Genomic DNA, 12952 nt, shown 5'->3' on the forward strand with positions numbered 1-12952 from the left:
TCTAAATAAAGCCGCGCATCTCCAGCGTGGCGATAATCTGGTCGGCGGCATCTTCCGGGCTGGTTTTGCCGCCGTCGATGATAATCTCCGCATTCTCCGGCCGTTCATAGTCGGAGGAAATGCCGGTGAAGTTCTTGATCTCACCGGCGCGCGCCTTCTTGTAGAGGCCCTTGATATCGCGGGCCTCGCATATTTCAAGCGGGGTATCGACGAAGACTTCCAGGAACTCACCCTCTTCCAGCAGGCCACGGGCCATCTGCCGCTCGCTCCGGAAGGGGGAGATGAAGGAAACGAGCGTGATCAGACCCGCATCGACCATCAGCTTGGCCGTCTCGCCAACACGGCGGATATTCTCCACCCGGTCCGCATCGGTAAAGCCGAGGTCCTTGTTAAGCCCGTGACGGACGTTATCGCCATCCAGCAGGTAAGTGTGCTTGCCAAGGGAATGCAGCTTCTTCTCGACCAGGTTGGCGATGGTCGATTTGCCGGAACCGGAGAGGCCGGTAAACCAGAGGACAGAGGCTTTTTGTCCTTTCTGCTCAGCCCGCGCTTCCTTATGGATGTCTACCGACTGCCAGTGAATATTGTCGGCGCGGCGGAGCGCGAAATCGATCATGCCTGCGGCGACCGTCGCATTGGTGAAGCGGTCAATCAGGATGAAGGAGCCCGTCTCTGGGATATCGGCATAGGGATCGAAGGAAATCGCCTTGTCGAGGGAGAGGTTGCAGACGCCGATCTCGTTCAGCTCCAGCGTCTTGGTCGCGGTATGCTCCATCGTGTTGACATTGACCTTGTATTTCAGGCTGCTGATCCGGGCGGCGGTGGTCCCGGTACCGAGTTTCAGGAGGTAAGTCCGGCTCGGCAGCATCGGCTCGGCATTCATCCAGACGATTTTCGCTTCGAACTGATCAGCAGTCGCCGGGCGGTCCTTCGTCGCGCAGAGAATGTCACCGCGGCTGATATCGATTTCATCCTCAAGGGTGAGGGTGATGGCTTGCCCCTTGGATGCTTCCTTGAGGTCGCCATCGAAAGTGACGATGCGCGCGACCTTGCTGCTCTGGCCCGACGCCGGCTCGACGATCGGATCGCCGATGCGGATGCTACCGCTCGCGACAGTGCCCGAAAAACCCCGGAAATCGAGATTCGGGCGGTTGACCCATTGCACGGGAAAGCGGAACGGACGGTTGTCATCGCCCTGACTGACATGGACAGTCTCCAGATGTTCCAGCACGCTCGGTCCGTCATACCAGGGCATGGCGTCGCTCGCGCCGATCATATTATCGCCCTTGAGGGCCGAGACCGGGATCGGGGTGATCTCCTCGAAATTGAGCTGTTCCGCGAATTTCGTATACTCGTCGAGGATTTTGGTGAAGACCGCTTCGTCATAGTCCACCAGATCCATCTTGTTGACGGCGAGCACGACCTTTTTGATGCCAAGCAGCGAGACGAGATAGCTGTGCCGCATGGTCTGGATCAGCACACCTTTTCGCGCATCGATCAGGATGACCGCGAGGTCGGCGGTGGAGGCGCCGGTCACCATATTGCGGGTATATTGCTCATGCCCCGGAGTGTCGGCGACGATGAACTTGCGCTTGTCGGTCGCGAAGAATCGATAGGCCACATCGATGGTGATGCCCTGTTCACGCTCGGCCTGTAAACCATCAAGGAGAAGGGCGTAGTCGATGTCGCCATTCTGGGTGCCCGCGCGCTTGCTTTCGGCGGTCAGTGCGGCGAGCTGATCCTCGAACAACAGCTTTGAATCCCACAAGAGGCGGCCGATAAAGGTGCTCTTGCCGTCATCGACGCTGCCGCAGGTGATGAAGCGGAGAAGGTTCTTCTGTTCCTGCGTCTTGAGATAGGCGTCGATTTCTGCAGTGGCGGCGTTGGACAGGTCGTTCATCAGAAATATCCTTCCTGCTTTTTCTTCTCCATCGATCCGGCCTGATCCTTGTCGATGAGACGGCCCTGCCGCTCGGACGTACGGGCGACGAGCATTTCCTGAATGATCTCGGGCAGGGTGGCGGCGGTCGATTCAATCGCGCCGGTGAGCGGATAGCAGCCGAGGGTGCGGAAGCGGACCGACTTCATCATCGGTGTTTCCCCTTCATTCAGCGGCATCCGCTCATCATCGACCATGATCAGCATGCCCTCCCGCTCGACCACGGGCCGTTTCGCGGCAAAATAGAGCGGCACGATGGGGATATCCTCCATATAGATATATTGCCAGATATCGAGTTCCGTCCAGTTGGAGAGGGGGAAAGCGCGGATGCTTTCACCTTTGCGGACCCGCCCGTTATAGAGGTTCCAGAGTTCGGGCCGCTGGGTTTTCGGATCCCAGCGATGCGCCTCGTTACGGAAGGAGAAGACCCGCTCTTTCGCGCGGCTCGCTTCCTCGTCGCGGCGGGCGCCGCCAAAGGCGGCATCGAACTTGTAATGATCGAGCGCCTGCTTTAGGGACTCGGTCTTCATGATGTCCGTATGCAGCGCCGAGCCATGGGTGAAGGGGCCGACGCCCTGTTTGACGCCCTCGGCATTGATATGGACCAGCAGTTCGAGGCCGTAATCCTTCACGATGGTATCGCGGAAATGGATCATGTCGCGGAACTTCCAGGTGGTATCCACATGCAGAAGCGGGAAGGGCACGGGAGACGGGTGGAAGGCTTTTCGCGCAAGATGCAGCAACACCGCCGAATCCTTGCCGATGGAATAGAGCATGACCGGCCGCTCGAACTCCGCGACAACCTCCCGGAAGATATGGATGCTTTCCGCTTCCAGCTGACGCAGGTGGGTCATATGCGATGTGCTCATGATGTCATGTCTCTGTTCAAATACCGGGGCGCCGACGGGCCTGTTGTGCACGGGCTTACATAATATCGAGGGTTGCGACAAGAAGAAACAACCCAAATATACGGTAAAAAAATGTGAAATATTCATTTTTGCATAAATTTACCGTGTAAAATGTCAAATAGGCACCCGCACGGAAGGTTGCAATGGGCCGGTTTGCGATTTCCGCAATGGCAGGCGAAAACCCATACGGGAAAATTCATGATGAAAATCAATTGAATGCGCCGCATATGCGCTTTATTGTCAAAACGCAAATCGATTGAGGAAAGGGCGGCATGGCAATCGATCAGGATTTTACCTATACCGACGCGTTTCTCGCCTGTCCGGAATGTGACCTTGTGCATGCGGTGCCGTCGATCCGGGAAGGGGAGCAGGGACGCTGTACCCGATGCGGGGCGTTGCTCTATGTCCGCCATAAAAACAGCCTGGACCGGGCGTTGGCCTTTGCGCTGACCGGCCTTATGTTCTTCATCCTTGCCAATATGTTTCCGCTGCTCACCTTCGAGATGGAGGGCGTGTCCCAGTCGAACCGCCTGATAGACGGCGCCATCGCCTTCTGGAATGCGGGTTATTGGGAACTTGGCATCGTCGTCTTCGTCTCCAGCGTCGTTGCCCCGCTGATGGTGCTGCTGGTTCTGATCACGCTGTTGCTGCCGATGCGGCTGAACCGCGTGCCGCCGAGCCCGCAGCTCCAGATCCGCACGCTCAACCATTTGCGGCCCTGGGCCATGTCGGAGATTTTCGTTCTCGGCATTATCGTTGCCTTCGTGAAGCTTCAGGATTTCGCCGATGTCAGCGTCGGTCTGTCGCTGTTCGCCTTTGTGCTGATGGTGGCGGCGACGGTTATGGCCTATCTGACGCTGGATGAAGATGCACTATGGTCGCGCCTTCGGGAGATCGAGGCATGAGCGCCGCGCCGGTAACGGCGAAATCCCTGGACGCCATCTCCTGCCATGTCTGCGGGATGCTGGTCTCGAACAGCTATATCCGTGAACACACCGACGAATGCCCGCGCTGCGCGGCCGCCCTGCACAGCCGGAAAATCAACAGCATGACGCGCACCTGGGCGCTTCTGATTGCGGCGGCGGTTCTCTACATCCCGGCCAATGTCTATCCGGTTCTGACGCTGGTGTCCTTCGGCCAGTCCACGACGAACACGATCATGGGCGGGGTGATCGAGCTTGTCGGATCGGGACAGCTCGTGATCGCGATTATCGTCTTCGTCGCCAGCGTCTTTGTGCCCATTTTCAAGATCGCCGCATTGCTTTTTCTGGTCATTTCGGTGCAATTTGGTATGAAGGCGCGACGGCGGGAGCGGGCATTGCTCTATCGCTTCACGGAATTTATCGGCCGCTGGTCCATGATTGACATCTTCATGATATCGATCCTGATTGCCCTGGTAAAGCTGCAGGCGCTGGCGACCGTCACGGCGGGCCCCGGCGCGATCGCCTTCGCGGCGGTGGTAATTATCACGATGTTTGCGGCCATGACCTTTGATCCGCGTTTGATTTGGGATGAAGAGGGGGAAAATGATGACGGATGATAGCGAACAGAAGGTGCCGGAGGCGCGGGTGCGCCGCGGATACGGTAGCCTGATGAGCATCTGGATCGTGCCGGTGATCGCCCTTGGCGTTGCCGCCTATCTGATTTTCCAGGCGATCGCCGGTCGCGGCACGGAAGTTTCCATCATTTTTGACGATGCCGAGGGCATGGTACCCGGCAAGACGCAGCTCAAATACAAGGACGTCAATATCGGCCAGCTGAGCCGGATTGACATCCTCGATAATGATGAAGGGGTTTCCCTCATCGTCGATGTCGATAAGTCGGCGGAGAAATACCTGACCGAGGATGCGCGCTTCTGGATTGTTGCCCCCGCCATCGGATTTCAGGGGATTACGGGACTGCAGACCCTGCTCTCCGGCTCTTTCATCGAGATTGACCCCGGCGAGGGCAAGGGCGAGAAGAAAACCAAATTCACCGGTCTGAAAACGCCGCCGGTCATCACTTCCAATGACAAGGGGACGGAATATATCCTCTCTACCAGCAAGCTGCGCAATATCAACCGCGGGACACCGGTGATGTACAAGGGCCTCGTCGTCGGGAGCGTGCTTGGCTACCGGCTGGCGGAGGACAAGCAGGCCATTGATGTTTATGCCTTTGTCGAGGCGCCCTACGATGATCTGGTGCTGGAGGGTACGAATTTCTGGAATGCGGGTGGCATCAATGTCTCTGTCTCGACCTCCGGTGTGGAACTTGGCGCGAACTCCCTGCAAAGCCTGATTGCCGGTGCGATCGAGTTCGGTACGGCGGACCTTTACCGCAATACCTTCCCGGCGGAGGCGCGGAACGTGTTCAAGCTCTATGACGATGAACAGGCGAAGGATGACGCACGCTATACCGAGAAAATCGTGTATGTGCTGTATTTCGACGGTTCGGTCAGCGGCCTCAATGTCGGGGCAAATGTCGAATTCAAGGGCATCAAGGTCGGTAGTGTCCGGGATATCAGCCTGGAAATCGATGAGGAGAACCAGAAATACTATATTCCTGTCCTGATCGAAATCGAGCCGCAGCGAATCAGCCTGACCGATGACGGCAAGAAGATCCGTTCGGTTCTGGAAACCCGGGAACTCCGCCACAAGGTCATCAAGAACCTGATCGAGCGGGGCCTGAAGGCGAAGCTCAAAAGCGCCAGCTTCCTGACCGGCCAGCTCATCGTCGATCTTGACCTGGTGCCGGACAAGAAGGGCCTCTATGTCGCAACGAACGGGGAATACCCGGAGATTCCGACGGTTGAGGCGGACCTTGAAGCCATTACCACCTCCATCTCGCAGTTGATGACGAAGCTCGACAATATCCCGATAGAGCGGCTCGGGAACAGCCTGACCAACACTGTTGAAGGGCTGGATAAATTCATCAATTCCGGCGAGTTGCAGAGCACCATTGCGCAATATCGCGAACTGGCGGCCTCCGTCCGGGTCGTAGCACAGAATTTCGACAAGAAGACCCTGCCGTCCATCGACGCAACGCTGGAAAGCACTCGCGAGGCGGTCCAGAAGATCGATCAGACCCTGGCGTCGGCCCAGAGCATGTTCGGCGCCGTCAACGGAATGATTGCCGATGGGTCCCCCTTCAAATATGATCTGACGAACATGCTGCAGGAACTGGCGGCGGCCAGCCGGTCCGTTCGCAGCCTTGCCGATTTCCTGGAACGGAACCCCAGTTCCCTGATCAGCGGAAAGAGATAGCAAAATGCCTCAAGTCAACATGATCCGCCCTGTTTCGAGATATGCCGTCCTTGTCCTGATGCTGTTCGCCGTCGCGGCCTGTGCCGGCTTGCCGGGCTCCGCGCCGACACGTTTTTACATCCTGAAGACGGCGGCGGATATCAAGCCGGGAGAGGCGTCCTATGACCTGCCGGAGGCCATGACCATCGGGATCGGACCGGTGCAGATTCCGGGCTATGCGGACCGACCGCAGATCGTCACCTTTGACAGCGGTTCGGAAATCAACGTATCGGACTTCGACCACTGGGCGGAACCGCTCGGCGATGCCATCAAGCGGGTGGTCAGCAGCAATGTTGCCTCCCTGATCGGGGAGGAGAAAGTCTTCGCGTATCCGGCCGATTTCCGGCCCAACCGCGATTCCGTTCAGGTTGCTGTTGATATCATTGATATTACCGAGACAGGCGCCGGGGTGGCTCGGCTTTCGGTTCGCTGGCATCTGAAAGGGCTCTATGACAATACGGTGCTCGCGCGGCACGCGAAAATCTATGAAATGCCCGCGACCTCCGGCGATTACAACAGCTATGCGAATGCGCTGAGCAGCCTCCTTGGCGAGTTGTCGCGCGATATCGCCGCCTCTCTCGACGGGGTGAACCTGTCCTCATGACGAAAACCAACGTCCTTTTTGTCACCCTAGATCAGTGGCGGGCGGATCATCTTGCGGCGACGGGGAACAAGACCATCCGCACTCCGACCATGGACGCCCTCTGTGCCGACGGGATCGCCTTTTGCAATCATTTTACCTGTATAGCACCCTGCGGCCCGTCGCGCACAACGTTCCTGACGGGCATGTATCCCAGCAATCACCGCTCCATCCGCAATGGTACGCCGCTCAATCACAGCCTGACGAACCTCGCGCTTGAGGCCCGCCGCGGCGGCTATGATCCGACCCTCTGGGGTTATACGGACACGACGCCAGACCCCCGCGTGCTGGGGGAGGATCATGAGGCGTTCCTCACTTATGAAGGGGTGATGCCGGGCTTCACCGTGGGTCAGCAGCTCGCGGAGAACAGCATTCCCTGGCTCGACTATCTGACGGGGAAGGGATACGACATTCCGGGGACCGGATATGCCATCTATTTCCCGGACCCGGACTATAAACTGCCGCCGGGCCGCCATCCGCTTTTTGCGCCAAGCCGGTTCAAGGCGGAGGACAGCGAAACCCACTGGCTCGCGGATCAGCTGATCAGGAACCTGAAATCGAAGCCGTCCGATCCGTTCTTTCATCACCTGACCTTCCTGCGGCCGCACCCGCCCTTTATCTCGCCGCCGGAATATCATGACCTTTACGATCCGGCGGAGATGCCGCCGCCGGTCCGGGACGGATCGCGCGATGAGATGCGGGAAAAGCATCCGTCGCTGGCCCTGATGTATCAGGCCATTCCGCAGGATGCCTTCTTCATGGAGGGCGAGGGGCGTGCCGTCGATCTTGAGGAAGAGGCGGTGGCGCAGCTTCGCGCGACTTACAAATCCCTGATAACGGAGGCGGATCACAATCTCGGCCGCGTCATCGCCACCCTGAAAGAGCAGGGGCAGTATGACGAGACGCTGATTGTTGTGACCTCGGACCATGGGGAGCAGCTGGGCGATCATTATCTCTGGGGCAAGATCGGCTTTTACGACGAAAGTTTTCATATCCCGCTGATCATCAAGCCGCCGAAAAGCTGGAATGTCACAACCGGCCGCGAGATCAGCGAATTCACCGAATCCGTCGATCTCATGCCGACGATCCTGGATGGCCTGAACCTCCCCGTGCCGCGGCAGTGCGATGGCCATTCCCTGATGCCTTTCCTGAAGGGAGAGATACCGGCGGACTGGCGGCGGGCGGTCCACTGGCTCTATGATTTCCGCGATCCCGTGGCGCAGATGCCGGAGACGGTCCTCAATATAAAGTCGTCGGAATGTAATCTGCTCGTCCATCGGGATGCGGAATTCAAATATGTGCATTTCGCGGCCTTACCGCCGCTCCTGTTCGATATGAAGAATGACCCGGACGAGACGCGCAACCTCGCCGAAGATCCGGATTATCAGGGCGTGGTCCTCGATTGCGTGCAGGAGCTTCTCTCCTGGCGGATGCGCTATGAATATGGGGAACTGGTGAATTTGAGCGCTTCGGATAAGGGCCTGGTCGGCCACCGGATGAGCAGATGAACTGGCGGGCCGAGCGGGAGGAACTGATCGCGACCGTGCGGGAGATGAACGCCCGCGGTATTAATCAGGGCAGTTCCGGCAATGCCAGTATCCGGATCGACGACGGCTATCTGATCACGCCGTCGGGCATGGCCTATGAAGACCTTGTGCCCGAGGATATTGTTGAGATGTCTTTCGACGGGGAGGTGTCCGGCCGCCGCAACCCGTCCAGCGAATGGCGCTTTCATCATGATCTTCTGGAAAACCGTCCCGATTTTGGGGCCATCCTGCATACCCACGGGAAAGCGGCCATGACGCTCGCCTGTCAGCGCCTGGAACTGCCGCCCTTTCATTACATGATTGCGGTGGCGGGCGGGAACACGATCCGCTGCGCCGACTATGCGACCTTCGGCACGCAGGAACTATCCGATCATGCCCTGAAGGCGATGGACGGGCGCAAGGCCTGCCTGCTTGCCAATCATGGCCTGCTGGTGGGGGAAGTGAGCCTCGCGCGGGCGCTTTCGCTTGCCGTCGAGGTGGAGACGCTCTGCGATACCTACTGGCGCATTCTCCAGATCGGTAAACCGGTCCTGCTGAGCGAGGCGGAAATGGACGAGGTGAAGGCGCAGTTCCGCAAGGGCTATGGCATGCCGCCGGAGGAAGACTGATCGGGAAGCCCGGCTGTAATCGGGGCAACCGCCTGATAGGGACTATCGCAAGGGACGAAAATTCGCTAGAAAAAACCCTTAAATTGATTTGGAGGAAACAATAATGACAAAGACAATATCCAAAGCCGAATTCCTGAATTCTGTCGGCACGGTTTATGGACCGGGGGAGTGGTTCAAGGTCGATCAGGACCGCATCAACAAATTTGCCGAGGCAACGGACGATTTTCAGTTCATCCATGTGGATCCGGAACGCGCCGCCAAGGAGACACCCTTTGGTACCACCATCGCCCATGGCTTCCTGACGCTGTCGCTGCTCGCCGGGCTGGTTCCGAAAATCCGCCCGAATGTCGAGAATACCCAGATGGGAATCAATTACGGCATCGACAAGCTGCGCTTCCTGCAGCCGGTCAAGGTGGACAGTGAAATCCGCGTGACCGCCAAGGTCATCAGTCTCGATGAGAAACGCCCCGGACAGTATCTCACCAAAACGGAAGTCACGGTCGAGATCAAGGGTGAGGACAAACCGGCCCTGATTGTCGAATGGCTTGGCATGACGTTCCTAGGTGAATAAAAATAACAAAATCAAATATTTAAGGAGAGAATATGAGTATTCGCTTTGATGGCAAGGTGGCGATTGTCACCGGCGCCGGAAATGGACTTGGGCGCAGCCATGCGCTCGGCCTCGCGGCACGCGGTGCGAAAGTGGTGGTCAATGACCTTGGCGGTTCCGTCGATGGCAGTGGCGGGTCTTCCGAGGCAGCAAAGGCCGTGGTCGCCGAGATCGAGGCGGCAGGCGGTGAAGCCATTGCCAATGGTGCCAATGTCACGGATATGGCCGAGGTCACCCGGATGGTCGATGAGGCCATGGCGAAATGGGGCCGGATCGATATTCTGGTGAACAACGCCGGGGTGCTGCGGGACAAGTCATTCTCCAATGTCGAGATGAAGGATTTTGCATTCGTGCTGGATGTGCATCTGATGGGCTCGGTCAACTGCTCCAAGGCGGTGTGGAACGTCATGCGGGAGCAGGGATATGGCCGCATCGCCATGACCACCTCCTCAAGCGGGCTTTACGGCAATTTCGGCCAGACCAACTATGGCGCGGCGAAGATGGGCGTCATCGGACTGATGAACACGCTGGTGATCGAAGGCGCGAAATACGGCATCAAGGTTAACGCCTTGTCACCCTGCGCCGCGACCCGCATGACCGAGGATATTATCCCGGAAAACCTGCTGGAGCTGTTGACCCCGGAATCGGTCACCCCGGCGCTTCTCTATATCGTGTCAGAGGACAGCCCCAATCGCACGATCATCACGGCGGGTGCGGGCACCTATGCGCGCACCATCGTCTATGAGACCGGCGGGAAATGGCTGGCCGAAGGCGAGCGGACACCGGAGAAGATCGCCGAGCATTGGGGCGAGATTGCCGATCCGGCCACGCAGCTTGAATATACGAGCGGCAATGACCAGACGACCAATATGCTGACCAAGGCCGCGAACGGCCTCGGTATCAAGATTTAGGGGCCCTGACCCTAAGCGTCTTTCAGAAACGGGAGATTGAGGTCATTCTCCTTCGCACACTGAATGGCCTCCTCATATCCGGCGTCGGCGTGGCGCATCACGCCCGTCGCCGGATCATTGAAGAGAACGCGGGCGATCCGCTCGTCTGCCTCTTTCGTACCGTCACAGACAATCACCATTCCGGCATGTTGCGAGAATCCCATGCCGACCCCGCCACCATGATGCAAGCTGACCCAGGTCGCCCCGCTCGCGGTATTGAGCAGTGCATTGAGGAGCGGCCAGTCGGAGATGGCATCCGATCCGTCCTTCATCCCCTCCGTCTCCCGGTTCGGGCTGGCGACCGATCCTGAATCCAGATGATCGCGGCCGATCACAACGGGGGCGGACAGCTCGCCGGTGCGCACCATTTCATTAAAGGCAAGGCCGAGGCGATGGCGCTGACCCAGGCCCACCCAGCAGATGCGCGACGGCAACCCCTGAAACTTGATCCGCTCCCTCGCCATATCGAGCCAGTTGTGAAGATGCGCATCATCGGGGATAAGCTCCTTCACCTTCGCATCCGTCTTGAAGATGTCTTCCGGATCGCCCGAGAGTGCCGCCCAGCGGAACGGCCCGATGCCCCGGCAGAAGAGGGGGCGGATATAGGCGGGCACGAAGCCCGGGAAGTTGAAGGCGCTGTCGACCCCTTCTTCCAGCGCGACCTGACGGATGTTGTTGCCGTAATCGACGGTCGGGATGCCGCGCGCCTGGAAATCGAGCATGGCCTGCACCTGCACCGCCATGGATTTCCGCGCCGCGATCTCAACGGATTTCGGATCATTCTCGCGCATCTGCTCCCATTGATCCAGCGTCCAGCCCTGCGGCAGATAGCCGTTCACCGGATCATGGGCGGAGGTCTGGTCGGTCACGAGATCGGGGAGCATCTCACCCTCCAGAATTTCGGGGAAAATATCGGCGGCATTGCCGAGCAGACCGACAGAGACGGGCTTGTTCCGCTCGCAGGCATCGCGGATGATGGCGAGGGCTTCGGGCAGGCTTTCCGCCTTCTCATCGAGATAGCCCGAGCGCAGGCGGAAATCGATGCTACTCGGCCGGCATTCCACGGCCAGTATGGAGGCGCCGGCCATGGTGGCCGCGAGCGGCTGCGCCCCGCCCATGCCGCCAAGTCCGCCGGTCAATATCCATTTGCCGGAATAATCGCCGCCGAAATGCTGGCGTCCGGCTTCAGCGAAGGTCTCATAGGTGCCCTGCACAATGCCCTGACTGCCGATATAGATCCAGGAACCCGCCGTCATCTGGCCATACATCATCAGGCCCTTCTTATCGAGCTCGTTAAAATGATCCCAGTTGGCCCAATGCGGCACCAGGTTGGAGTTGGCGATGAGCACCCGCGGCGCGTTCTCATGGGTCTTGAAGATGCCGACGGCCTTGCCGGACTGGACAAGCAGGGTTTCGTCCGCGTTGAGATCACGTAAGGACCGCTGGATCTGATCAAAGCAGTCCCAGTTGCGCGCCGCCCGGCCGATGCCGCCATAGACGACCAACTCCGCCGGGTTCTCCGCCACATCCGGATCGAGATTGTTCATCAGCATCCGGAGCGGCGCTTCGGTCAGCCAGCTCTTGCAGGAAAGTTCCGAGCCTGTCGGGGCCTTGATTACGCGGCTGTTGTCTCGTCTGTTCATCATTGTGGCGTTCCTTTATGCAACGATGTTCCGCCGCCCGAAGTCGAGCATGGCATCCAGTATCTGTTTGAGGGTCGGCTGAAGCGCGGCGGCCTTCTCCGGCAGGTAAGAGAAGGGCGCTTCCTCCAGCATGTAATCATCCTGTGCGAGTTCCATCTGCAGCGCATGGACATTATTCGCCGGATCGCCGTAATGGCGGGTGATGTAGCCGCCCTTGAACCGGCCATTGAGCGCATGGCTGTAGGGGGAGGCGGCGGCGATTTCTTCGACCGTCCTTTCAAGCGCCGGATCGAGGGAACGGCCATCGCCGGTGCCAAGGTTGAGTGTTGGCAGGCGGCCCTCAAAAAAGCGCGGCAGGACGGAGCGGATGGAATGGCAGTCATAGAGTAGCACATAGCCATGCTGTGCCTTGATCCGCTCGATCTCCTCCGCCAGCACATCATGATAGGGCTGCCAGAAGACGCCGCGCCGCGTCTCGACTTCCTCCTCATCCGGTTCCAGCCCGTCGAGGTACAGCTTCTGATCATCAAATAACGTCGTCGGGCAGAGTTCCGTGACGCTCTGGCCCGGATAGAGGGAGGCCCCGTCCGGATCGCGGTTGAGGTCGATCACATAGCGGGAATATTTCGCGGTGACCACGGTTGCGCCCAGCTCCTCCGCGATGTCCCGGTAAAGCCGGTCGATATGCCAATCCGTATCGGGGCGGGCCTTTGCGGCGTCCGTCAGGCGGCGCTCGATAGAGGCCGGGATTTCCAGCCCGACATGCGGCTGGCTGAGGAGGAGGGGGGATGACCCCCTGCTTAAAGTAAAAACTTCGCCTTGCATT

Annotated in this window: 12 protein-coding genes; 8 read left to right on the forward strand and 4 right to left on the reverse strand. The window is 58.7% G+C overall.

Annotation, left to right across the window (positions count from 1 at the left end):
• Window position 1: 1 nt before the first annotated feature.
• The gene (gene cysN / locus AAC599_RS06250) at window positions 2–1900 is read right to left on the reverse strand and encodes a sulfate adenylyltransferase subunit CysN (RefSeq protein WP_340149548.1); all 1899 of its coding nucleotides are present in this window, start codon (window positions 1898–1900) and stop codon (window positions 2–4) included.
• Entirely contained in the window at window positions 1900–2934 is a 1035-nt protein-coding gene (gene cysD, locus AAC599_RS06255; RefSeq protein ID WP_340149549.1) for a sulfate adenylyltransferase subunit CysD, read from the reverse strand. Before cysD ends, cysN begins: the two co-directional genes overlap by 1 nt.
• A 185-nt stretch (window positions 2935–3119) precedes the next feature.
• On the opposite strand from cysD, the gene AAC599_RS06260 reads away from it, so the two are divergent.
• From AAC599_RS06260 to AAC599_RS06295, 8 genes are all read left to right on the forward strand, one after another.
• Window positions 3120–3752, forward strand: a complete 633-nt coding sequence (locus tag AAC599_RS06260) for a paraquat-inducible protein A (RefSeq protein WP_340149550.1) — start codon at window positions 3120–3122, stop codon at window positions 3750–3752.
• Entirely contained in the window at window positions 3749–4387 is a 639-nt protein-coding gene (locus AAC599_RS06265; protein ID WP_340149551.1) for a paraquat-inducible protein A, read from the forward strand. The genes AAC599_RS06260 and AAC599_RS06265 overlap by 4 nt, the downstream gene beginning before the upstream one ends.
• Window positions 4374–6089 carry an MlaD family protein gene (locus AAC599_RS06270; RefSeq protein ID WP_340149552.1) on the forward strand — a complete coding sequence of 572 codons (1716 nt, stop codon included), beginning with the start codon at window positions 4374–4376 and terminating at the stop codon, window positions 6087–6089. Before AAC599_RS06265 ends, AAC599_RS06270 begins: the two co-directional genes overlap by 14 nt.
• Before the next feature lie 4 nt (window positions 6090–6093).
• The gene (locus AAC599_RS06275) at window positions 6094–6732 is read left to right on the forward strand and encodes a PqiC family protein (RefSeq protein WP_340149553.1); all 639 of its coding nucleotides are present in this window, start codon (window positions 6094–6096) and stop codon (window positions 6730–6732) included.
• The gene (locus AAC599_RS06280) at window positions 6729–8276 is read left to right on the forward strand and encodes an alkaline phosphatase family protein (protein WP_340149554.1); all 1548 of its coding nucleotides are present in this window, start codon (window positions 6729–6731) and stop codon (window positions 8274–8276) included. The genes AAC599_RS06275 and AAC599_RS06280 overlap by 4 nt, the downstream gene beginning before the upstream one ends.
• Complete coding sequence (locus AAC599_RS06285) at window positions 8273–8923, forward strand: class II aldolase/adducin family protein (RefSeq protein ID WP_340149555.1); 651 nt, start codon at window positions 8273–8275, stop codon at window positions 8921–8923. Before AAC599_RS06280 ends, AAC599_RS06285 begins: the two co-directional genes overlap by 4 nt.
• Window positions 8924–9026: 103 nt before the next feature.
• On the forward strand, window positions 9027–9494 hold the full coding sequence (locus tag AAC599_RS06290) for a MaoC family dehydratase (RefSeq protein ID WP_340149556.1): 468 nt from the start codon (window positions 9027–9029) through the stop codon (window positions 9492–9494).
• A 32-nt stretch (window positions 9495–9526) separates the two neighbouring features.
• Window positions 9527–10444: an SDR family NAD(P)-dependent oxidoreductase gene (locus tag AAC599_RS06295; protein WP_293960256.1), complete on the forward strand. Its 918-nt coding sequence runs from the start codon at window positions 9527–9529 to the stop codon at window positions 10442–10444.
• An 11-nt stretch (window positions 10445–10455) separates the two neighbouring features.
• Here AAC599_RS06295 and hutU read toward each other — a convergent pair whose 3' ends face one another.
• Both hutU and hutG read right to left on the reverse strand, forming a co-directional pair.
• Window positions 10456–12129 (reverse strand): urocanate hydratase, encoded by a 1674-nt coding sequence (hutU, locus tag AAC599_RS06300; protein WP_340149557.1) that lies wholly within the window; start codon window positions 12127–12129, stop codon window positions 10456–10458.
• Between the two features lie 12 nt (window positions 12130–12141).
• The gene (gene hutG, locus AAC599_RS06305) at window positions 12142–12951 is read right to left on the reverse strand and encodes an N-formylglutamate deformylase (protein ID WP_340149558.1); all 810 of its coding nucleotides are present in this window, start codon (window positions 12949–12951) and stop codon (window positions 12142–12144) included.
• Between the last annotated feature and the right edge of the window lies 1 nt (window position 12952).

The organism is uncultured Sneathiella sp. (assembly GCF_963976355.1).
In the GTDB taxonomy this organism is placed as follows: Bacteria; Pseudomonadota; Alphaproteobacteria; order Sneathiellales; family Sneathiellaceae; genus Sneathiella.